Source organism: Microbacterium sp. LWH11-1.2 (genome assembly GCF_038397745.1).
In the GTDB taxonomy this organism is placed as follows: Bacteria; Actinomycetota; Actinomycetes; order Actinomycetales; family Microbacteriaceae; genus Microbacterium.
This window is the reverse complement of sequence record NZ_CP151636.1, coordinates 3,978,025-3,999,323: the sequence shown is the minus strand read 5'-3', so window position 1 is coordinate 3,999,323 and position 21,299 is coordinate 3,978,025. Positions and strand designations below refer to the sequence as shown.

At 69.5% G+C, this 21,299-nt stretch carries 20 protein-coding genes; 11 read left to right on the top strand and 9 right to left on the bottom strand.

What is annotated here, in order from left to right:
* Positions 1-7: 7 nt before the first annotated feature.
* Genes MRBLWH11_RS19510 through ligD form a run of 3 tightly spaced genes read left to right on the top strand, consistent with a single transcriptional unit; the run spans position 8 to position 4,773 of the window.
* Entirely contained in the window at positions 8-2,467 is a 2,460-nt protein-coding gene (locus MRBLWH11_RS19510) for a UvrD-helicase domain-containing protein (RefSeq protein WP_116634606.1), read from the top strand.
* Positions 2,468-2,495: 28 nt separating this feature from the next.
* Entirely contained in the window at positions 2,496-3,659 is a 1,164-nt protein-coding gene (locus tag MRBLWH11_RS19505) for an SseB family protein (RefSeq protein ID WP_341946046.1), read from the top strand.
* Positions 3,660-3,702: 43 nt separating this feature from the next.
* Positions 3,703-4,773, top strand: a complete 1,071-nt coding sequence (ligD, locus tag MRBLWH11_RS19500) for a non-homologous end-joining DNA ligase (RefSeq protein WP_341946045.1) — start codon at positions 3,703-3,705, stop codon at positions 4,771-4,773.
* A 7-nt stretch (positions 4,774-4,780) separates the two neighbouring features.
* On the opposite strand, the gene MRBLWH11_RS19495 is transcribed toward ligD, so the two are convergent.
* Positions 4,781-5,824, bottom strand: a complete 1,044-nt coding sequence (locus MRBLWH11_RS19495; protein WP_341946044.1) for an ATP-dependent DNA ligase — start codon at positions 5,822-5,824, stop codon at positions 4,781-4,783.
* A gap of 46 nt (positions 5,825-5,870) precedes the next feature.
* The gene (locus MRBLWH11_RS19490) at positions 5,871-7,322 is read right to left on the bottom strand and encodes an NAD(P)/FAD-dependent oxidoreductase (RefSeq protein WP_341946043.1); all 1,452 of its coding nucleotides are present in this window, start codon (positions 7,320-7,322) and stop codon (positions 5,871-5,873) included.
* Between the two features lie 71 nt (positions 7,323-7,393).
* Between MRBLWH11_RS19490 and MRBLWH11_RS19485 the strand changes: the two genes are divergently transcribed.
* A complete protein-coding gene (locus tag MRBLWH11_RS19485) occupies positions 7,394-7,879 on the top strand; it encodes a hypothetical protein (RefSeq protein WP_116634612.1) in 486 nt (161 codons plus the stop codon).
* A gap of 14 nt (positions 7,880-7,893) precedes the next feature.
* Entirely contained in the window at positions 7,894-8,484 is a 591-nt protein-coding gene (locus tag MRBLWH11_RS19480) for a GNAT family N-acetyltransferase (protein WP_341946042.1), read from the top strand.
* Here the strand turns inward: MRBLWH11_RS19480 and MRBLWH11_RS19475 are convergent.
* From MRBLWH11_RS19475 to MRBLWH11_RS19465, 3 genes are all read right to left on the bottom strand, one after another.
* On the bottom strand, positions 8,412-9,644 hold the full coding sequence (locus MRBLWH11_RS19475) for an acyl-CoA dehydrogenase family protein (protein ID WP_341946041.1): 1,233 nt from the start codon (positions 9,642-9,644) through the stop codon (positions 8,412-8,414). The genes MRBLWH11_RS19480 and MRBLWH11_RS19475 overlap by 73 nt on opposite strands.
* A gap of 156 nt (positions 9,645-9,800) precedes the next feature.
* The gene (locus MRBLWH11_RS19470) at positions 9,801-10,064 is read right to left on the bottom strand and encodes a hypothetical protein (RefSeq protein WP_341946040.1); all 264 of its coding nucleotides are present in this window, start codon (positions 10,062-10,064) and stop codon (positions 9,801-9,803) included.
* 157 nt (positions 10,065-10,221) lie between these two features.
* The gene (locus MRBLWH11_RS19465) at positions 10,222-10,884 is read right to left on the bottom strand and encodes a TetR family transcriptional regulator (RefSeq protein WP_341946039.1); all 663 of its coding nucleotides are present in this window, start codon (positions 10,882-10,884) and stop codon (positions 10,222-10,224) included.
* Between the two features lie 178 nt (positions 10,885-11,062).
* On the opposite strand from MRBLWH11_RS19465, the gene sucC reads away from it, so the two are divergent.
* Both sucC and sucD read left to right on the top strand, forming a co-directional pair.
* Positions 11,063-12,229, top strand: coding sequence for an ADP-forming succinate--CoA ligase subunit beta (gene sucC, locus MRBLWH11_RS19460; protein WP_045252498.1), 1,167 nt, complete (start codon positions 11,063-11,065; stop codon positions 12,227-12,229).
* An 18-nt stretch (positions 12,230-12,247) separates the two neighbouring features.
* The gene (gene sucD / locus MRBLWH11_RS19455; RefSeq protein WP_116634616.1) at positions 12,248-13,150 is read left to right on the top strand and encodes a succinate--CoA ligase subunit alpha; all 903 of its coding nucleotides are present in this window, start codon (positions 12,248-12,250) and stop codon (positions 13,148-13,150) included.
* Between the two features lie 163 nt (positions 13,151-13,313).
* On the opposite strand, the gene MRBLWH11_RS19450 is transcribed toward sucD, so the two are convergent.
* Positions 13,314-13,895: a TetR family transcriptional regulator gene (locus tag MRBLWH11_RS19450; protein WP_341946038.1), complete on the bottom strand. Its 582-nt coding sequence runs from the start codon at positions 13,893-13,895 to the stop codon at positions 13,314-13,316.
* Positions 13,896-13,970: 75 nt separating this feature from the next.
* On the opposite strand from MRBLWH11_RS19450, the gene MRBLWH11_RS19445 reads away from it, so the two are divergent.
* The gene (locus MRBLWH11_RS19445) at positions 13,971-14,372 is read left to right on the top strand and encodes a VOC family protein (RefSeq protein WP_341946037.1); all 402 of its coding nucleotides are present in this window, start codon (positions 13,971-13,973) and stop codon (positions 14,370-14,372) included.
* A 29-nt stretch (positions 14,373-14,401) separates the two neighbouring features.
* On the opposite strand, the gene MRBLWH11_RS19440 is transcribed toward MRBLWH11_RS19445, so the two are convergent.
* From MRBLWH11_RS19440 to MRBLWH11_RS19430, 3 genes are all read right to left on the bottom strand, one after another.
* Positions 14,402-15,337, bottom strand: a complete 936-nt coding sequence (locus MRBLWH11_RS19440) for a homocysteine S-methyltransferase family protein (protein WP_341946036.1) — start codon at positions 15,335-15,337, stop codon at positions 14,402-14,404.
* Between the two features lie 54 nt (positions 15,338-15,391).
* Positions 15,392-15,913, bottom strand: a complete 522-nt coding sequence (locus MRBLWH11_RS19435; RefSeq protein WP_341946035.1) for a hypothetical protein — start codon at positions 15,911-15,913, stop codon at positions 15,392-15,394.
* A gap of 65 nt (positions 15,914-15,978) precedes the next feature.
* Complete coding sequence (locus MRBLWH11_RS19430) at positions 15,979-17,457, bottom strand: NCS2 family permease (protein ID WP_341946034.1); 1,479 nt, start codon at positions 17,455-17,457, stop codon at positions 15,979-15,981.
* 92 nt (positions 17,458-17,549) lie between these two features.
* Between MRBLWH11_RS19430 and MRBLWH11_RS19425 the strand changes: the two genes are divergently transcribed.
* The 3 genes from MRBLWH11_RS19425 (at position 17,550) to purH (ending at position 21,240) form a co-directional block, all read left to right on the top strand.
* Positions 17,550-18,941, top strand: coding sequence for a DUF6350 family protein (locus MRBLWH11_RS19425; protein WP_341946033.1), 1,392 nt, complete (start codon positions 17,550-17,552; stop codon positions 18,939-18,941).
* 62 nt (positions 18,942-19,003) lie between these two features.
* Complete coding sequence (gene purN / locus MRBLWH11_RS19420; protein ID WP_341946032.1) at positions 19,004-19,591, top strand: phosphoribosylglycinamide formyltransferase; 588 nt, start codon at positions 19,004-19,006, stop codon at positions 19,589-19,591.
* Positions 19,592-19,632: 41 nt separating this feature from the next.
* The gene (gene purH, locus MRBLWH11_RS19415; protein WP_116634624.1) at positions 19,633-21,240 is read left to right on the top strand and encodes a bifunctional phosphoribosylaminoimidazolecarboxamide formyltransferase/IMP cyclohydrolase; all 1,608 of its coding nucleotides are present in this window, start codon (positions 19,633-19,635) and stop codon (positions 21,238-21,240) included.
* The last annotated feature ends 59 nt before the right edge of the window (positions 21,241-21,299 follow it).

Below are 21,299 nucleotides of genomic sequence, written 5' to 3'. Positions count from 1 at the left end.
TAAGGCCATGACCGAAGCTCCCCTCATCGTCCCCGGAACCGCCGGTCCCCGCTCCGCAGGGGCCGAGGGACAGGACGACCTCCTCGCCGGACTGAACCCGCAGCAGCTCGAAGCCGTCACCTATCGCGGACCCGCGCTGCTCATCGTCGCGGGCGCCGGATCCGGCAAGACGAGCGTGCTCACGCGCCGCATCGCGTCGCTGCTCCGCGGCCGCGAGGCGTGGCCGAGCCAGATCCTCGCGATCACGTTCACGAACAAGGCTGCGGGCGAGATGCGCGAGCGCGTCGCCGGACTCATCGGCGACGCCGCGCGCGGCATGTGGATCTCGACGTTCCACTCCGCGTGCGTGCGCATCCTGCGCCGCGAGGCCGAGCAGTTCGGGTTCACGAAGACGTTCACGATCTACGACTCGGGTGACTCGCGCGCGCTCATCAAGCGCCTCGTGAAGGAGCACGAGGCCGATGCCTACGGCCTCACCCCGGCCTCCGTGCAGTCGCGCATCTCGAAGCTCAAGAACGAGCTCTCCGATGCCGAGTCGTACGCCCGCCAGGCCAACATGAGCGACCCGACCGAGCGCATCTTCGTCGAGCTGTTCGCCGACTACCAGCGGCAGCTGCAGAAGGCCAACGCCTTCGACTTCGACGATCTCATCGGTCAGACGGTGTACCTCTTCCGTGCCTTCCCGCAGGTCGCCGACACCTATCGGCGCCGCTTCCGGCACATCCTGGTCGACGAGTACCAGGACACCAACCACGCGCAGTACGCGCTGATCCACGAGCTGACGAGGCCGGTCTCCTCCGACGCTCCCGATCCGTATGCCTCGAACGGCATGATGATCTTCGAACCTGAGACGACCCCCGCCCTCGGCGGTGCCTCGCTCACGGTGGTCGGCGACTCCGACCAGTCGATCTACGCGTTCCGCGGCGCCGACATCCGCAACATCAGCGAGTTCGAACGCGACTTCCCGGGTGCGCGGGTGGTGCTGCTCGAGCAGAACTACCGCTCGACCCAGAACATCCTGTCCGCGGCGAACGCCGTCATCGGCAACAACTTCGACCGCAAGGACAAGAAGCTCTGGAGCGACAAGGGCGACGGCGACGCCATCATCGGCTTCACCGGCTACTCGCAGCACGATGAGGCGCAGTTCGTGGCCGACGAGATCGAGGTGCTGCGCCGAGCCGGCATGCCGTACTCGGAGATGGCCGTGTTCTACCGCACCAACTCGCAGTCCCGCGCGCTGGAGGAGATCTTCATCCGCTCCGCGGTGCCGTACAAGATCATGGGCGGCACGAAGTTCTACGAGCGCGCCGAGATCAAGGACGCGCTCGCCTACCTCGTCGCTGTCGCGAACCCGGCCGACGAGATGTCGGTGCGCCGCATCCTGAACAAGCCGCGCCGCGGCATCGGCGACGTCACGGAGACCGCGATCGCTCGCTTCGCAGAGGAGCACGGCATCAGCTTCCGCGATGCCCTGGCCAACTCGGCGCAACTCGGCTTCGGCCCGAAGATCCAGGCCGCGATCGCGCACCTCGACGCCGTTCTCGCCGAGGCCACGGCGATCATGCTCCCGGCATCCGGCGAGCTCCCGGCCCCGACCACCGTCGCCGACGGCTTGAGCCTGCTGCTCTCGAAGAGCGGGTACCTCGATTCGCTCCGGGCGAGCCGCGACCCGCAGGACGAGGCCCGCGTCGAGAACCTCGACGAGTTCGTCGCCGTCGCCCGCGACTTCGCGCGCAACAACCCCGAGGGCACGATCGTCGACTTCCTCACCGAGGTCGCGCTGGTGTCGGATGCCGACGACCTCGACGACGAGTCCGGAACGGTCTCCCTGATGACGATGCACACGGCGAAGGGCCTCGAATACGACGCCGTGTTCGTCACGGGCGTCGAGGAAGACCTCATCCCGCATCGCATCTCGGCGGGCGAGCCCGGAGGCCCCCAGGAGGAGCGCCGACTGTTCTACGTCGGCATCACCCGGGCCCGCAAGCGGCTGCACCTCTCGCTCGCGATGACCAGGGCGCAGTTCGGCGAGGTCACGGTCGCGATGCCCAGTCGCTTCCTGCAGGAGATCCCCGCGGCGCTGATCGACTGGCGCCAGTCGCCGGGCGACGTCAACTCGCGTGGGGGCATGCAGTCGCGTGCCCTGAACGCGCGTCGTTCCGGCGGATTCGGCGGATCGGGCTCGGGTTCGGGCGACCGGTTCGGCGTCAAGGCGCTGCCGGGCAGGGATTCGCTAAAGCCGCTCTCGACAGCGATGGACAAGTTCCCCAACCGCGTCACCGCCAAGATGCGCGACAACGGCGACCTCGAGCTCACCGCAGGTGATCGCATCCGTCACGTCGACTTCGGCGAGGGCAGGGTCGATGCCGTGACCGGTGAGGGCGCGAAGCGCATCGCGCACGTGCGCTTCGACACCGCGGGGCAGAAGAAGCTGCTCATCAAGGTCGCGCCGATCGAGAAGATCTAGGGCTCGCGAGCGGGTTAGGCTGGCTCATATGGCCCTCTTCTCCCGCCGCAAGAAGTCCAGCGACGACGCCGTCGCCCCGGCAGCAGACGCCCCCGAGACCGAATCGCGCACGCCCGCCGACGACGCAGCCGAGACGGCTGTCGCCGAACCGGTCGCCGCGGCGCCCACGATCGGCATCTCCGTCCAGGCGTTCCGCGGCGTCGGTGAGGAAGCCGGCCCCGAGGTCGCTCTGCCCGACCCCGAGGCGGCGCCCGGGGCAGCGGCATCCGCTTCTCCGTCGGCCCCGTCGGGTCTGCCGACTCCGCGGCCGTCGGCGGCGCAGCCCGCCCCGCAGCTCGCGATTCCGCAGGACCGGCGGCTCCCGCTCGCGCCGAGCCTGCCGCCCGAGCAGACCGAGACCATCGCCGGGATGAAGGACAACGTCCTGCTCCGCGAGGCCCTCAAGGAGGTCGAGGCCGGCGCGACGAACGAGCAGCTGCTCGGCGTCATGCGCCAGGCTCTGCAGGGGCACCTGTACATCCGCGTGATCGGCGACGCGCGCACGCAGATCAGCGAGGGCAAGCCGCTCGCGGTCGCGGTCGTCCGTGATGCCGAGCGCCAGTTCATGCTCGCGTTCAGCTCCGCTGCCGCCGTGCGCGACTCGGTGCAGTTGGAAGACGATCCCGCCGCGAGCTCGGCGGTGGCGCAGCCGGTCACCTCCGTGCTGCAGCAGGTGGTGTCCGGCGACTTCGCGGGTCTCATCGTGGACAACGCCTCCGCACCGCACCGCGTGGTGTTCCCGACCGAGCTGCTGCAGAAGACGCTCGATCAGGCCGACGTCGACATGACGGTCAAGTCGCTCCTCGCCGCGCCGCGGGAACAGGACTCCGCCGCGAAGGTCGGGGAGGCGCTCGCGTCGAAGCGCATGTGGGTGGCCGTGAACGACGGCAGCGGCACCGGTCAGGTCGGCATCGCCGAGGCGCAGACCACCGACGGTCGGCGGTTCCTGCAGCTCTTCTCGCATCCGCTCGAGGTCATCGCGCTCGGCCGGGGCGATCGGCCGCTGCCGTTCGAACCCGAGCAGCTCGCCAAGGTGCTCTCGAGTCACGCCGAGATGGCCGGCGTGATCGTCGACACCGCGGGGCCGTCGATCGTCGTCGAGCGCGACGCGCTCGCACCGGTCCTGGTGCTCGCGGTCGACCTCGACGACTGAGCGCGGTCTTCCCCGGAATCCGTCGGCACCCTAGGGTCGGAGCATGGCCTCCGAACGCGTGACCCTGACCGTCGCCGACTCCGACGGAGAGCGCGAGGTCGTGCTCTCCAGCCCCAACCGTGTGGTGTGGCCGGACCTCGGCATCACCAAGGCCGAGCTCGCCGAGTACGTGCAGTCGGTGTCGATCCCATTCCTCAACGCGAACGGCAACAGGGCCGTGTCCCTCGAGCGCTTCCGCGACGGCATCGAAGCGGCGGGAAAGCCGCGGAAGGAGGGGTTCTTCTCGAAGAACCCGCCGAAGGGCACGCCTGACTTCGTCGACGCCGAGATGATGACCTACAACAGCGGGCGCCAGCATCCGCAGATCGTCCTCAACCGCGCCAGCGCGATCGTGTGGTCCGTGCAGATGAACACGATCGTGTTCCATCCCTGGGCGTCGCTGGCGACGGATGCCGACAACCCCGTCGAACTGCGCATCGACCTGGACCCGCAGCCGGGAACGGACTTCGCGGATGCCGTCACCGCCGCACACACGCTGCGCGAGGTGCTTCGCGAGGCCGGCCTCGACGCGTTCGCCAAGACCAGCGGCAACCGCGGTCTGCACATCTTCGCCCCCATCGAGCCGACGCATGAGTTCCTCGACGTGCGTCATGCCGTGATCGCCGCCGGGCGGGAGCTGGAGCGCCGGATGCCGGAGCAGGTCACCATGAACTGGTGGAAGGAGGAGCGCGGGGAGCGGATCTTCGTCGACTTCAACCAGGCCAACCGGGACCGCACGATGGCCGGCGCCTACAGTCCACGTGCCCTGCCGGGTGCGACCGTCTCGACACCGGTCCTGTGGGAGGAGCTCGACGGGCTCGACCCGACCGTGTTCACGGTGCGCAGCATCCCGCAGCGGCTCGCGGACGTCGGCGACCCCTGGGCGGACATGCAGACCTCGCCGGGACGCATCGACACCCTGCTCGAGTGGTGGGAGCGCGACAAGGAGAACGGGCTCGGTGAGCTGTCCTTCCCGCCGGAGTTCCCGAAGATGCCCGGGGAGCCGCCGCGTGTGCAGCCGAGCAAGAAGGTCGCCGGCAACTGGGATGCCGAGGGCAATCCGACAGGCGACTGATGCTGCCTCAGGACAATACGTCGGCGAGGTCGTAGCCGGCGACCGTGTCGAGCTGGTCGTAGGTGCAGGAGCGGGCATCGCGGTCGGGACGCCAGCGCTCGAACTGCACGGTGTGGCGGAAGCGCGCGCCCTCGAGCTGGTCGTAGCGCACCTCGAGCACGCGCTCAGGGCGCAACCGGACGAACGACACGTCCTTCGCGCCGCTGAACCGTGACCGCTCGCCCTCGCCGGTGACCGCGTCGCCGCTCTCGTCGCGTTCGACGAGGGGCGCGAGCTCCTCGACCAGTTCCTGCCGACGCGCATCGCTCCACGCGGCGACGCCGCCGACCTGCCGCAGGGTTCCGTCGTCATCGTAGAGCCCCACGAGCAGCGAGCCGACGCCAGAACCGGACTTGTGGATCCGGTAGCCGAGCGCGACCACATCGGCCGTGCGCGCATGCTTGATCTTGAAGAGGGTGCGCTTGCCGGGAGCGTAGGGCTGATCGAGCGGCTTGGCGACGACCCCGTCGAGGCCCGCGCCTTCGAACTCGGCGAGCCAGCGGACGGCGGCGTCGCGGTCACGTGTGGTGCGTGTGATGTGCAGGGGATGCTCGACGGCATCCATCACGGTCTCGAGACGGGCGCGGCGGGTCTCGAAGGACTGGCCGAGCAGATCGTCGTCCCCGTACGCCAGCAGGTCGAACGCGATGAACATGGCGGGCGTCTCCGCCGCGAGCTTGGCGACGCGGGAGGCCGCGGGGTGGATGCGCTGACTCAACGCCTCCCAGTCCAGGCGCTGGGCGCCCTGCGGTCCGGTGGCGACGACGATCTCGCCGTCGAGGAGGCACGGACCGGGGAGGAGCGCCGGGATGGCCTCCACGAGCTCGGGGAAGTACCGGGTGAGCGGCTTCGCGCCGCGGGAGCCGATCTCGACCGTCTCGCCGTCCCACGCGATGAGGCCGCGGAAGCCGTCCCACTTCGGCTCGTACAGCAGTCCGCCGGGCGTCTTCGCCGGGTCGGGCACCGCCGGGACGGCCTTCGCGAGCATCGGGGAGGGGATGTCGTAGCGCATGGTCCCATCCTGGCCGCGGGGGTCGTGCGGCGGAAGGGGGACCGGCTCAGGCGAACAGGTCGCCGAGGTCCGTCGGCGTCCCCGCATCGCGCAGGGCGGTGCGCGCCGCGTGCCAGCCGGCCATGCCGCTGACCGCGGGACCGGGAGGAGTCGATGCCGAGGCCAGGTAGACCCCGCGCATCGGCGTCCGCCACGGCACAGGGGACAGCGTCGGCCGTCGCAGCGCCTGCCGGATGTCGAACACACCGCCCGAGATGTCTCCGCCGATCTCCGCGGGATTGATCGCCTCGCGCGAGGATGCCGGCACGGCGTGATGCGCGAGGATCAGGTCGCGGAAACCGGGTGCGAAGCGCTCGACCTGCGCGGTGATCAGCTCGGTGGGGTCGAGATCCGATCCGTTCGGCACGTGGATGTACGCCCACAGCACTGCTCTGCCCTTCGGCGCGCGCGAGGGGTCGAGCACCGAGGGCTGCACGGCGAGCACATACGGGCGCTCGCTGACGCGTCCGGCCGCGACGGCGTTCTCGCTGGCCCAGATCTCCGCGCGCGTGCCGCCCAGGTGCACGGTCGGCGCCTGTCGGACGTCGGGGTTCGTCCACGGGATCGGGCCGTCGAGCGCGAAGTCGACCTTGGCCGCAGCCGCGCCGTAGCGGTAGGCCGAGATCGCCCTGGCGTAGGCGGCGGGCACATCGGCGTGGGTGAGGGCGAGGCGCGGCGAGGTGCTGAGCAGCAGCAGATCGCCCCGCGCGGGATCGCCCCAGTCGAGCCCCCGCAGGTCGGTGACAGGGACGCCTGACTCGATGGTCCCGCCGTAGGACTCGATGTCGGCGATCAGCGCGTCGGCGATCTGCTGCGCGCCGCCGCGCGGGTACGGCCAGCCGCCGGCGTGGCCGAACGCGGCGAGGAGCATCCCGGCGGCGGCGCCCGCGAGCGTCGGCTGCGGAGAGTTCGCATGCGCGACGACTCCCGACATCAGGGCGGCGGCCGCATCGCCGAGGAATGCGCGTCCGGCCAAGGGCGTGCCCTGATCCAGCATCCTGATCGCATAGCGGGCGGCGGTGACCGGGTCGCGCGGAACGCGCAGCAGCTGATTGCCGGTGAAGTCGACGAGACCCTCGATGCGCGTGCTCAACGGCCGCACACGGGCGAGCCATGCCTGCCCGTCGACGCCCAGCCCTGCGGCCGTGCGCTCGATGTCGTGCCAGGCGATCGCGGCGCGTCCGCCGTCGAGCGGGTGGGCGTAGGAGATCTCCGGATGGATCCACTCGATGCGCTCGGCGAGTCCGAATGCCCGGAAGAACGGCGACGAGACGGCCGCGGGATGCACGGCCGAGCACACGTCGTGCCGGAATCCCGGGAGCGTGGACTCCTGCGTCCGGATGCCTCCGCCGACCGTGTCGGAGGCTTCGAGCACGTGCACGTCGTAGCCGGCGCGTCCGAGCGCGACGGCGGCCGCGAGTCCGTTGGGACCTGCGCCGATGATCGTCGCCCGTGCCATCACGCCAGTCTTGCACGGCAGCGGCAGAGAAGCGGTCGAAGCCGGCGCTCAGACGTGCGATCCTGGAGAGGATGAAAGAAGTACAGGGGCCGACCCCCGCAGGCACCTCCCGTCCATACCGTTCGCTCAACGAAGCGCTGCGCGCGCACCGCATCGACATCTCCAACTACGCGTTCATCACGGCCATCGTCGAGGCGATCGGCATCAGCTCGTACATCGACCGCGGTCGCTACATCGAGGCGATCCGTCGTGGTGAAGGGGCTTCCCTTCACATCGGACGCACCTACACGAACGGATTCACCGAAGACGAGCGCCTCGTGATCGGCGCGGCTCCGCTGCGCCTGCAGCCGAGCGAGGGGCGTGCGCCGTACTTCTACGTCAATCACCCGACCGAGTTCATGCCGATCGCGCAGCCCAAGCCGAAGCGCACGACGACGCCGCGCGTCTCGGCTCCTCGTGGCGAGCGTGCGCCCACGCCCGTGGCCGATCGCGATTACGGCGTGTGCGACGTCTGCTTCATGGTCAAGACGCCGGCCGGCGCCTGCGGCTGCAGCTGACCCGGAGCCCGGGCATGGCAGTGGATGCTTCCGCTCCCGTGATCCGTCCGGCGGATCTCTCCGGACCGGATGCCGCCGTCGTGTCCGCCGCCGTCGGCGCCTACCTCCGACAGACCGAGGCGGAGAAGCACCGAGAGGGACTCGCGCCGCGGCACGACGGCGGCGATGCGCTCCCTGAGCGATATCGCGCCGAGGTCGACGATCCTGCCGCCGCGTACGCCGGCTTCCCCGTGCTCCTCGCCGACGTCGACCAGGTGACGATGGGGGTCGTCGTCCTGGCGCGGCTCGACGGCGCGGCCGAGATCAAGCGTCTCTGGGCGGCGCCCACCGCTCGTGGCCGCGGCATCGGCTCCGCTCTTCTCGACGCCGCTGTCGCCGCAGCCGAAGGCCCCGTGCGTCTGTCGGTCTGGGACTGGCGTGCCGCAGCCGTGCGCCTCTACGAATCCCGCGGATTCGTGCGGGTTCCGAGCTGGGACGGGCGGGACCGGCTCATCTGCATGATGCGTCAGGATCGCTGGCGGCCGGCAGCGGATCAGGCGAACGCGCTCATCCCGGTGATGTCGCGGCCGAGCAGCAGCGCCTGCACGCTCTCGGTGCCCTCGTAGGTGTGGATGGCCTCGATGTCGGCCATGTGCTGCATCACGCCGTTCTCCAGCAGGATGCCGTTGCCGCCCAACAGATCGCGCGCGGTCGACGCCACCCGGCGCGCCGCGCGCGTGTTGTGGAACTTCGCGAGCGAGGCCTGCGTCGGTCGCAGATCTCCGGCGTTCTCGAGGTCGGCCATGCGACGGCAGTACAGCTGCATGGCCGTGAGGTCCTCGAGCATGTGCGTCAGGCGCTCCTGCACCATCTGGAACTTCGCGAGGGGCTTGCCGAACTGCACGCGCTCCTTGGCGTAGGCCAGCGACGCCTCGTAGCAGGCGGTGGCGTGGCCGAGCGCCGACCACGCGACGCCGGAGCGCGTCGCGTACAGCACGGTCGATGCGTCCTTGAAGCTCGCAGCGCCGGGAAGCACCGCGTCGAGGGGGACGCGCACGTCGTCGAGCCGGATGTGCGCCTGGTGGATCGCCCGCAGCGACGCCTTGCCGCGGATGACGGTGCCGGTGTATCCGGGGGTGTCCTGCTCGACGAGGAAGCAGCGCACGGCGCCGTGCTCGGCGGCCGCCTCATCGTCGACGCGGGCCCACACGAAAGTGATCCCGCCGGAGGCGCCGTTGCCGATCCACTTCTTCGCGCCGCGGATGATCCAGCTGTCGCCGTCGCGCCGGGCGACCGTCTCCAGCGAGACGGAGTCCGATCCGTGGTCGGGCTCGGTGAGCGCGAAGGATCCGAGGACCGAGCCGTCCGCGAGGGCGGTCAGCCACTTCTCCTGCTGGGCCGGGGAGCCGAAGAGCGCCAGAGTGCGCAGCGCGAGGCCGCCCTGCACGGCGAGGATCGTGCCCAGTGAGCCGTCGCCGCGGGAGATCTCCATGTTGACGAGACCTGCGGCCAGCGGGGAGAGGCGCGTCAGCGACGGGTGGTCGATGCCGTCGACGACGAGGTCCATCTCGCCCATGCGACGGGCGGCGTCGAGCGGGTACTCCGCGCGGTCCCAGGCATCCGCCATCTGCGGAGCGACCTCGTCGACGTAGGCCTTTGCGCGGTCCCACGCCTCGCGGTCGGCGGCGGGGATGTCGGCGAAGACGGCGTAGTAGTCGCTGTCCTGGCGGCCGGTGATGTCATACGACGAGACACGCTCGCCGGGGAGGGGGGCTTCGATGCTCATGGGCACTCCTTCGTGGCACCAAGTATCGTACTCCTCGATACTCGGTCCCACGAATCAACATCTTCCTGCATCTCAGCCTGAGGGTTCGCCAACGAGCGAAGGGTGTCGCCAACTGCTGGTTGGCGACACCCTTCGAGGTGGATCAGATCTCCGTCGTCACAGATCTTGGTGCGTTCTCCGCGAGCGTGAGGATCTACTCGTCAGGTTCGAGCCCACAAGAAAAGCGGTGAGACCGATCAGGAGATAGAGCGCCAGATCTTGTATCACAGGGCCGCTCAGGTTGCCTGTCGAGCCGAACCACGCCAGCACTCCGAACCATCCCAACACGAGGCAGATCGCGAGGGTGGTGCCAAGTTTCGGGCCGACTTTGCCCACGACCGCCCCCAGAACGAGGAGTGCCACACCGACGATGACGATCATGAGGGCCTCCTACCCTCGGCCATATTTCCACGAGTCACCCCGGAAGGTGCATGTATCCCGTGATCCCGCGATATATAGCGCGCTCACCTTAGCGCGAGGCGACAAAGTCATCGCCCAGGATCTCGATCGGCGTGCCAGGAGGCGGTGGAAGCCGTCGCTAGTCGAGCTTCGACTTCAATCGTCGCGTGATCTCGGCGATCGGCATCGAGCGCGGGAACACTGCGACGACGACATCGTCGGGAGCTCCGGCGGTGGCATCCGTTCCCACGCCGTAGCGCCGCCGGACATCGGCGAGGGCCGTCTGCAGCGTCGACAGCGGCACCTTCTTCTTGCCGCGGAGCAGCTGGCGGAGGACGTGGTTGTGCACGGCCGTCACGAGGGCGGCGAAGCCGACGGCGTCCAGGGGATCGACGCCGGGGAGGGCGCCGCGCAGGTAGTCGTCGAACAGTCGCTCGTAGCGGAAGACCGTGATGATCTCGCGCTCGCGGAGCACCGGCACCTGCCGCACGATCTGGTAGCGGCGTCGTGCGAGCTCCGGATCGTGCGCGAAGTGGGCGAAGACGGATTCGGATGCCGCGCACACGGCGCCCCAGGGGTCGTCATGTCCTTCCGCGAGGAACTCCCTGAGCCGTTCCAGGAGCACCTCGTGGTCGGCGAAGACCACGTCCTCCTTGCCGCCGAACTGCCGGAAGAAGGTGGATCGCGAGACTCCGGCCGCCTTGGCGATCTGCTCGACGGAGGTCTGGTCGAACCCCTGATCCTGGAAGAGCTCGAGGGCTGCGGCGACGACGGCGGCGCGCGGTTCGGGGAAGTCTCGCATAGCGAAAGCCTAGATCGTCCGCGCGATAGCGCAATCGGGGGTGCAATCCGCGGGAACCGACCGGTATACGGGCAGGGTGCGCCGCGGGAGCTCTCGGGCGGAGGTAGTAGGCTGGGGGACTGGTCGATGTCTCGACATCGAGAGAATTACCAGACAGCAGCCCAGTGAAGGAACCACAGTGGATCTGTACGAGTACCAGGCACGAGACGTTTTCGAGAAGTACGGAGTGCCGGTCCTCGCCGGCATCGTCGCGGACACTCCTGAAGAGGTGAGGGCGGCAGCCGAGAAGATCGGCGGCGTGGTCGTCGTCAAGGCTCAGGTGAAGACCGGCGGCCGTGGAAAGGCGGGCGGCGTCAAGGTCGCCAAGACCCCCGACGAGGCCTACGAGGCAGCGAAGGCCATCCTCGGCCTCGACATCAAGGGCCACGTCGTCAAGCGCGTCATGGTCGCCCAGGGTGCACGCATCGCCGAGGAGTTCTACTTCTCCGTGCTGCTCGACCGGGCCAACCGCTCCTACCTGAGCCTCTGCTCGGTCGAGGGCGGCATGGAGATCGAGGAACTCGCCGTCGAGCGTCCCGAGGCGCTCGCGCGCGTCGAGGTCAACCCGCTCACCGGCATCGACAAGGAGAAGGCGGTCGAGATCGCCCGCGCGGCGAACTTCCCCGAGGACCTCGTCGAGAAGGTCTCCGACGTCTTCGTGAAGCTCTTCGACGTCTACAAGGGTGAGGACGCGACGCTCGTCGAGGTCAACCCGCTGGTCCGCACCGAAGAGGGCGACATCATCGCGCTCGACGGCAAGGTCACGCTCGACGACAACGCCTCCGAGATCCGTCACCCCGAGCACGAGGCGCTCGAGGACAAGGATGCCGCCGACCCGCTCGAGGCCAAGGCCAAAGCGTCCGGTCTCAACTACGTGAAGCTCGACGGCGAGGTCGGCATCATCGGCAACGGCGCAGGACTCGTCATGTCGACGCTCGACGTGGTCGCCTACGCCGGTGAGAACCACAACGGCGTGAAGCCCGCCAACTTCCTCGACATCGGCGGCGGCGCCTCGGCTGAGGTCATGGCCGCAGGCCTCGACGTCATCCTCGGCGACCCGCAGGTCAAGAGCGTGTTCGTCAACGTCTTCGGTGGCATCACGGCGTGCGACGCCGTCGCCAACGGCATCAAGGGTGCCCTCGAGACGCTGGGTGCCACGGCATCCAAGCCGCTCGTCGTGCGTCTCGACGGCAACCGCGTCGACGAGGGTCGCGCGATCCTCGCCGAGTACGCGCACCCGCTCGTCACCCTGGCCGCCACCATGGACGAGGGCGCCGACAAGGCCGCCGAGCTCGCCAACGCCTGAGACACAAGGACTGAAGAAATGTCGATCTACCTCAACAAGGACTCCAAGGTCATCGTCCAGGGCATCACCGGCGGCGAGGGCACCAAGCACACGGCACTCATGCTGAAGGCCGGCACCCAGGTCGTCGGCGGCGTGAACGCCCGCAAGGCCGGCACCACGGTCGCGCACACCGACAAGGACGGCAACGCCGTCGAGCTCCCCGTCTACGCATCCGTGGCCGAGGCCATGAAGGAGACCGGCGCCGACGTGTCGATCGCCTTCGTCCCCGGCGCCTTCACGAAGGACGCCATGATCGAGGCCATCGACGCCGAGATCCCGCTGCTGGTCGTCATCACCGAGGGCGTGCCCGTCGGCGACTCGGCCGAGGCGTGGGCGTACGCCCAGAGCAAGGGCAACAAGACCCGCATCATCGGGCCGAACTGCCCCGGCATCATCACGCCCGGTGAGGCGCTCGTCGGCATCACGCCGGCGAACATCACCGGCAAGGGACCGATCGGCCTCGTGTCGAAGTCGGGCACCCTGACCTACCAGATGATGTTCGAGCTGCGCGACCTCGGCTTCTCGACCGCCATCGGCATCGGCGGCGACCCCGTCATCGGCACCACGCACATCGACGCGCTCGCCGCGTTCGAGGCAGACCCCGAGACCAAGGCGATCGTGATGATCGGCGAGATCGGCGGCGACGCCGAGGAGCGTGCGGCCGACTACATCAAGGCGAACGTCACCAAGCCGGTCGTCGGCTACGTCGCGGGCTTCACCGCTCCCGAGGGCAAGACCATGGGCCACGCCGGCGCCATCGTCTCGGGCTCGGCCGGTACCGCGCAGGCGAAGAAGGAGGCCCTCGAGGCCGCCGGCGTCAAGGTCGGCAAGACGCCGTCCGAGACCGCTGACCTGATGCGTGCGATTGTCGAAGGTCTCTGACCTGAGCTACGCTTGATCTGAAGGCCCCGGACTCCACTCTGGGGCCTTCTTTCATGCCCGGGCGCTTCAACTTCTGCGGCCATTCGTGACTTCTGCGGCCATCCGCCGCCCTGGAGGCCGCAGAAGTTCGAGTCGGCCGCAGAATTGGGGCCCTGGGCCGCGGTCAGGACGTCTGCGGAACCACAGCGTCCAGCAGCTGGTCGAGCGCGTCGTGCGCCTGGGCGCGAGCCGCGGCATCCGCCGGCCGCTCCGACAACCAGAGCGCGAGCTCGTTCATGGCTCCCGAGAGTGCCGCCGTCAGTGCATCTCGCAGCGCCGGCGCGATCCCGGCGTCGGCGAGACCCTCGTGCAACGTCACGGCAGGGCCTTCGGCATCGAACCGTCGCCAGTCCTCCCAGCTCAGCACAGCAGGCCCGTCGACGAGCAGGACGCGCGCGGCCGCGCCGCGCGTGATCGCGTCGAGGAACGCGTGGCTGCCGTCGCGGAGCGCCGCATCCGGGGCGCTGTCCGCCGTGGCTGACATGATCGCGTCGGCGACGAGCCCCTGCTGCGCGGAGGCCACCGCCGCGAAGAGGAGCGGCTTCGACGTGTAGTGGTGGTACACGGCGCCGCGCGTGACCTGCGCTGCGCGAGCGATCTCGTCGACGGATGCTGCGGCGTAGCCGTGCTCGGCGAAGTGGGCGCCGGCGACCTCGAGGATCCGGCGGGCGGTCGCGGCGGCGTCGGCGGCGGAGGCTCGAGGCATAGGGTTCCTTTACGTGCGGTGTGTATGTATTCTAGACCCGAAGATACAAACACAGAGTATGTAAAGGAGATCCGCATGCACATCACGAGCTTCTACCCCGTGCTGATGGTCGACGACGTCGCCGAAGCCGCGGCCTTCTATCGAGACGAGCTCGGCTTCGAGACGACCTTCGAGACCGACTGGTACGTGAGCCTGCGCTTCGAGGGCGGCGAGCTCGCGATCCTCGACCGGCGGCATGAGACGATCCCCGCCGGTTTCCGTGAGCCGGTGCGTGGACTGCTGCTCAACGTCGAGGTCGCCGATGCCACCGCCGAGCATGCCCGGCTGGTGGGGGAGCGCGAGCTCCCTGAACGCCTCACGCTGCGCGACGAGGCCTTCGGCCAGCGGCACTTCATCGTCGAGGCGCCGGGCGGCGTGCTCATCGACGTGATCGAGCCGATCGAGCCGGCACCCGAGTTCGCCGCCGCGTTCGCCTGAGATCTGCTCGGCGACGGAGCCTCGTCGCCTCAGCCGGATTCGTGCGCGCTGAGCCGACGCCACATCTCCGCGATATGGCGCACGTCGGTGCCGCAGCATCCGCCGATCACGCGCACAGCCGGCATCCGCTGCAGTAGCTCGACGGTGCGGGCGGCGAGTTCCTCCGGATCGCCGTCGTCGAGCTGCTCGGCTTCGTCGAGTTCCGCGTGCGACAGACGAGACGCGTTGGGACGGATGCCGATGATCCGCGCGGTGACCGTCGGATCGATCGCGCGGTCGAGGTGCTCCGGATGCGCGCAGTTCAACAGATAGCCGTCCGGCGAGGCGGCCGCATCGACGAGGTCGATCGTCTCCGCCAGAGTGCGTCCCGAGGCGAGAAGCCCGTCGGTCTCCACGGTGAAGGAGATCTCGACCGGCATCCCGGCCTCGCGTGCGGCGCGGACGATGCCGATGGCCTCGGCGGGATCCGTGAGCGTGTACGCCGCGATGACGTGCACTCCGGCATCGCTGAGCGCCCGCACCTGCGCCCGGTGGTAGGCGAGTGCGTCGTCGGCTCCGCTGCGGGCGTCCCATGAGCCGGGTCGGTAGCCGTCGCCGCGGGGACCGATCACCCCGACGAGGCGGACCTCGGGCAGATCGCGGAAGTCCGCCGCGACATCGTGGAGCAGGTCCACCGCGGCGACGTTGGATCTGCGGAGGGCTGCCGCGTCGTACCCCCGTCGCGCACCCCAGTCCGCGCTCGCCCGCCAGGTGGCGGACTCGAGCCTCAGACTGGCACCGTGCGCGCGCGCGACCTCGGCGAACCCGCGGTAGTAGTCCCGCAGCAGGCCACGGCCACGCTCGTCGTCGAGCAGCACGAACGCGGCGAAGTCGGGAAGTTCGACGCCATGGTGGAAGATCAGGTCGGTCTCGAGACCGCCGTCGGTGACATAGCGGGCGCCTGCGGCCGCGTCGGATGCGGACATCGGATCCACCTTCTCGGGAGGTGCCTCCGGTCTACCAGAGAGCCGCCGGGATCGCTACGGGGCCGGTGACGACGGGCCCTGCTGCACACGATGCCGGGCGAAGGCCGGAGCTCCCGCGCCGTGGCCCTGCACTCCGACCTGGTTCGCGGCCGTGAGGATCAGCGTCCACGCCGCCGTGAGCGACGCGATCACGAGCAGCGTGCTGATGGCTGCCCCGGCACTCGCCGACGAGCGGATGCCGTCGGCGAGAGAGCTGTCGTCGGCCACGCCGACCTGGGCGGCGCACGAGACGATGGCGAGTACGCCGATGAGGGCGAGGAGCAGGGCTGCGCATCGGAGGATGGTCTTCCGCCGACGCATCGCTCGCACCGACTCGACGCGGAGCGCGAGGGTCTCGTAGCACTGGGGGCATCGGACGCTGACCTCCGAGGGAGGATCGCCGTCGGCCGGGCGGCGTGCCTGCCAGACCTGCCCGCGGTACTCCCAGCTCAGACTCCCCGGACGATCGCTCGACAGACCCCAGGTGTTCATCCGATGCAGCAGCGTGAACTCCTGTTCGTCGCCGGGATCCGTCACGACGACGAGCGTAAGACGGAGGGGGCGGATGCCGCAGCATCCGCCCCCTCCTTCATATCGGGATATCAGATCCCGATGCCGAACAGCGCCTCGATCGGGCCCCGCGCGAAGAAGATCAGGAAGCCCGCGCCGACCACCCACAGCAGGGGGCTGATGCTCTTGGCCTTGCCGGAGAACGCGTGGATGAGCACCCAGCTGACGAAGCCCGCGCCGATGCCGTTGGCGATCGAGTAGGTCAGCGGCATGACCGACACGGTGAGGAAGACCGGCAGCAGCACGCGGAAGTCGCCGAAGTCGATGTGGCGGATCTGCGCCATCATCATCGCACCCACGATGATCAGCGCGGCAGCGGCGATCTCGGTCGGCACGATCGACGTGAGCGGCGTCAGGAACATCGCGAGCAGGAAGACGACGCCGGTGACGACGTTCGCGAGGCCGGTGCGCGCCCCTTCGCCGATGCCCGCACCCGACTCGATGAACACGGTGCTCGAGGAGGACGAGGTCGCGCCGCCGGCGATCGCGCCGACACCCTCGACGATCAGTGCGGACTTGATGCGGGGGAAGTCGCCGTTGTCATCGGCGAGGTTCGCCTCCTTGGCCAGGCCAGTCATGGTGCCCATGGCGTCGAAGAAGTTCGTGAAGAGCAGTGTGAAGACGATCATGACCAGCGCGACGACGCTGACCTTGCCGAAGTCGAACGTGAAGTCGACGGCGCCGACCAGGCTGAGGTCCGGAACGCTCACAGGCGAGCCGTTCAGCGCGGGAACGGTCAGCCCCCAGCCGCCGGGGTTGACGACATTCCCCTCGTCGTCGAAGCCGCGCGGGCCGATGTGCCAGATCGCCTCGACGATCACGGCGAGCACCGTGCCGCCGACGAGTCCGATCAGCATGCCGCCCTTGATCCGCAGCGCCACCAGGATGCCGGTGAGCAGGAGCGTGATCACGAAGAGCAGGCTCGGCACGGTCGCCACCGAGCCGTTCACGCCGAGGCCGACCGGGGGAGAGGAGGCGCCCGTCGCGGTGACGAAGCCGGAGTTGACGAAGCCGATGAAGGCGATGAACAGGCCGATTCCGACCGTGATCGCGATCTTCAGCTGGAAGGGGACCGCGTCGAAGATCGCCTTCCGCAGTCCGGTGGCCGCGAGCAGCACGATGATGACGCCGTTGATCATCACGAGCGCCATCGCCTCGGGCCAGGTGACCTGGCCGACCACCGAGAAGGCCACGAAGGCGTTGATGCCGAGACCTGCCGCGAAGCCGAACGGCAGGCGCGTGACGAGTCCGAACAGGATCGTCATCACACCGGCGGTGAGGGCGGTGGCAGCTCCCACGGCGTTGAAGGCGAGCATGTCGCCCGCGACATCGGGTTTGCCCGACAGGATGATCGGGTTCAGGATCACGATGTACGCCATCGTGACGAACGTCACCAGGCCACCGCGGATCTCGGTGCCGACCGTGGATCCTCGCTTGCTGATCTCGAAGTAGCGATCGAGAGCGCTCGTGGGCTCAGTGGGCGCGTGGGCGGGGGACGGGGCAGTTGTCATCGGGGGAACCTCCGGAGAAGACGCTATCGTGTCGTCCGACCAGCGCGCGCCCCCAGGAGGTGAGCGGGAACTCGTCGTAGTCTCGATTCGATATGCAACGCCTCCTCGTCGCGCTCCTCGCCGCCTTCGACGCCGCCATCGCCGCCGCGGTCGGCCTCGCCGTGCTCCTGGCGCCGCTGACGCTGCTCTGGACGCTGGCGTTCGGCGTCACCGCCGACTGGGGTGCGCTCTGGCCGCTCACCGGCACCCTGTGGGAGTTCGGTCACGGAGTGCCGCTCGCGGTGACGATCCCCGACGAGCTCATCGTCGCGCTCGGCCTCCCGACCGAAGCCGCGAGCTTCGCCGTATCGATCACCCCGCTCGCATTCCTGCTGTTCACCCTGCTGTTCGCCGCACGCTCCGGCAAGCGTGCCGCGACCGCCGGCGCCTGGCTCCTCGGCGCGCTCTCCGGCTCGGCCGTCTTCGCCCTCATCGCGACCGGCGTCGCGCTCAGCACAGAGCTCGCGGCGGCGCAGACCCCCTTGTTCCTGGCGATCCTCCTCCCGCCTGCGGTGTACCTCGTCGGCGCGATGTGCGGCGGAGTCCGCGTCGCCTGGGAGGAGGGCGACGGGGGCCTGCTGGATCGCATCCACGACGCGCTCGACGCCAGGGAGGACTGGGCGGCGGTCCCGGCCGCGATCGTGCGCGGCACGGCCATCGTCATCGTCGCCGTGACGGGCGCGGCGGCCACGGCGCTCGCCGTGATGATCGCGCTGCGCGGCGGGGAGGTCGTCGCCCTGTTCCAGGCGGCCCGCGTCGACGTGCTCGGGCTGACGGTCATGACGCTCGGCCAGCTCGTCTACCTGCCGACGCTGATCGTGTGGGTGGCGTCCTGGATCGCGGGACCGGGTTTCGCGGTCGGCGCCGGGACCGCGGTGTCGCCGGCGGGCACGCAGCTGGGAGTGGTCCCCGGCATCCCGGTCTTCGGCCTGCTCCCGGAGAACAGCTCGATCTGGATGCTGATCATCGTGCTCGTGCCGATCGCCGCCGGTGCCTTCGCCGGCTGGGCCGTCCGCTCCCGCCTGGTGTGGGAGGGCACGCCGCTCGGCATGTCCCAGCGAACGGTCATCGCACTCGGCATCGGCGCCGTGACCGCGGGGATCGCCGCGCTCGCCGCGGTGCTCGCCTCGGGGTCGATGGGACCGGGTCGACTGGCAGAGGTCGGGCCGTCGCCGCTCCCGTTCGCCCTCGCCCTGGGCGGCGAGGTGCTCCTCGGGGCCGCGATCCTGCTGCTGTCGCCGCGACATCGCGACGAGCTGGCGGAGGAGCGCACCGATCGGTGGCTGGCCGAGATGTCGGCCGAGCCGCTCGTGGACGGCGACCCGGCGCCGGCATCCGACGCGGCACGCACCACCGGCCCCTCCCCGTTCGACGACACGGCGCCGCTGGACGACCCCCGCGGGTTCACGATCCCGAAGCGCGACCCCTCGGACCGTCTCGACTGATGCCCTCGGACGACGGCGGATGCGAGGCGGGAGCACTGCCCGCGCCCCGGTAGACTGGGCGCGTGCTCACGGTCGCCGTTCTCATCTCGGGCACCGGCTCGAACCTTCGCGCCCTCCTCGAGGCCGCTCGTCACCCCGATTTCCCCGCCAGGGTCGTCGTGGTCGGCGCCGACCGCGAAGCCGACGGGCTGGCGCACGCCGAGGAGTTCGGCATCCCCAGCTTCACGGTGCCGTGGCACGAGCACGACAGTCGCGAGGCGTGGGGTGAAGAGCTCGGACGACAGCTCGCCGTCTGGACTCCGGATCTGGTCGTCCTCAGCGGGCTCATGCGCCTGCTGCCGCCGGCGCTGGTCGCGGAGTACTCGCCGCGGCTGCTGAACACGCACCCGGCGTTCCTCCCGGAGTTCCCGGGCGCCCACGGCGTTCGCGACGCGCTGGCCGCCGGCGTCGAGCAGACCGGTGCGAGCGTGATCGTGGTCGACGACGGTGTGGACACCGGACCGATCCTCGCGCAGGAACGCGTGCCGATCCTGCCCGGCGACACCGAGCACAGCCTGCACGAGCGCATCAAGCCCGTCGAGCGTCGACTGCTCATCGACGTCGTGCGCGCCATCGCCACCGGCGAGCTCGCACTGACCCCCGCACCCTGACAGCTTCCACCCGACGCACCTCACGCACGAAGGAGCCCACCATGGCCGGCCCCCGCCACGACCCCTCGCTCTACCGCGATCGCGACACCGTGCCGATCCGGCGCGCGCTCGTCTCGGTGAGCGACAAGACCGATCTGCTCGTGCTCGCCGAAGCGCTGGCCGCCGCCGGAGTGGAGATCGTCTCGACCGGATCGACGGCCGCGACGATCCGCGATGCGGGCTTCGACGTGACCGACGTCGCCGCCGTCACGGGCGTTGCGGAGATGCTCGACGGACGCGTGAAGACGCTGCACCCCAAGGTCCACGGCGGTCTGCTCGCCGACCTCCGCCTCGCGGACCACGAGCGTCAGCTGCAGGAGCTCGACATCGCCCCGTTCGAGCTGGTCGTGGTGAACCTCTACCCGTTCGTCGAGACGGTCGCCTCCGGTGCCGTCGGCGACGACGTCGTGGAGCAGATCGACATCGGCGGGCCGGCGATGGTGCGCGCCGCGGCGAAGAACCACGCCAACGTCGCGATCGTCGTCTCTCCCCAGTCCTATCCCGCGGTCGTCGCGGCGATCGGCGAAGGTGGCACCTCGCTGTCGCAGCGCCGCGAACTCGCCGCCCGGGCGTTCGCGCACACCGCCTCCTACGACACCGCCGTCGCGCAGTGGTTCGCCGAGGGAACGCTCGGCGAGCCGGACGACCTGCCGGTGCACCTGACGATCCAGGCCGAGCGTCTCGCCACGCTGCGCTACGGCGAGAACTCGCACCAGCGCGCCGCGATCTACACGCGCGCCGGCGGCCACGGCATCGCGCAGGCGACGCAGCTCCAGGGCAAGGAGATGTCGTACAACAACTACGTCGACGCGGATGCCGCGCTGCGTGCCGCCTACGACATGGTGAAGCCGGCCGTCGCGATCATCAAGCACGCGAACCCGTGCGGGATCGCCACCACCGCGCCGAACGCCCTCGACCCCATCGCCAGCGCCCACCTGCGCGCGCACGAGTGCGACCCGGTGTCGGCGTACGGCGGCGTGATCGCCGCCAACGGCACGGTGACCCTCAAGATGGCCGAGAACCTGAAGGACATCTTCACCGAGGTCATCGTCGCGCCCTCGTTCGAGCCGGCCGCGCTCGAGGTGTTCAAGGCGAAGAAGAACCTCCGCCTGCTGCAGCTGCCGGAGGACTGGCAGCAGGAGCGGATGGACGTGCGTCTGGTCTCCGGTGGCCTGCTGTTGCAGGACGCCGACCGCTTCCCCGACGACATCGGATCCGTCGCCGAGAACTGGGAGCTCGTCTCCGGTGAGCGTCCGAGCGATGACGAGATGGTCAACCTCATCTTCGCGTGGAAGGCGTGCCGCGCGGTGAAATCCAACGCGATCGTGCTCGCGAAGGACAACGCCACGGTCGGCGTCGGCATGGGCCAGGTCAATCGCGTCGACTCGTGCCGCCTCGCGGTCGAGCGGGCGGGAGATCGCGCGGCCGGATCGGTCGCGGCGTCCGACGCGTTCTTCCCGTTCGCGGACGGCGCCCAGGTGCTCATCGACGCGGGTGTCACGGCCATCGTGCAGCCGGGTGGGTCGGTGCGCGACGAAGAGGTCATCGATGCTGCTCGCAAGGCCGGTGTGACGATGTTCTTCACCGGGGAGCGGCACTTCTTCCACTGATCCGGGGCGTCCACAGCGATGTCCGATTCCCGCCAGTCGATGTCGGCGGGTCGTGACAG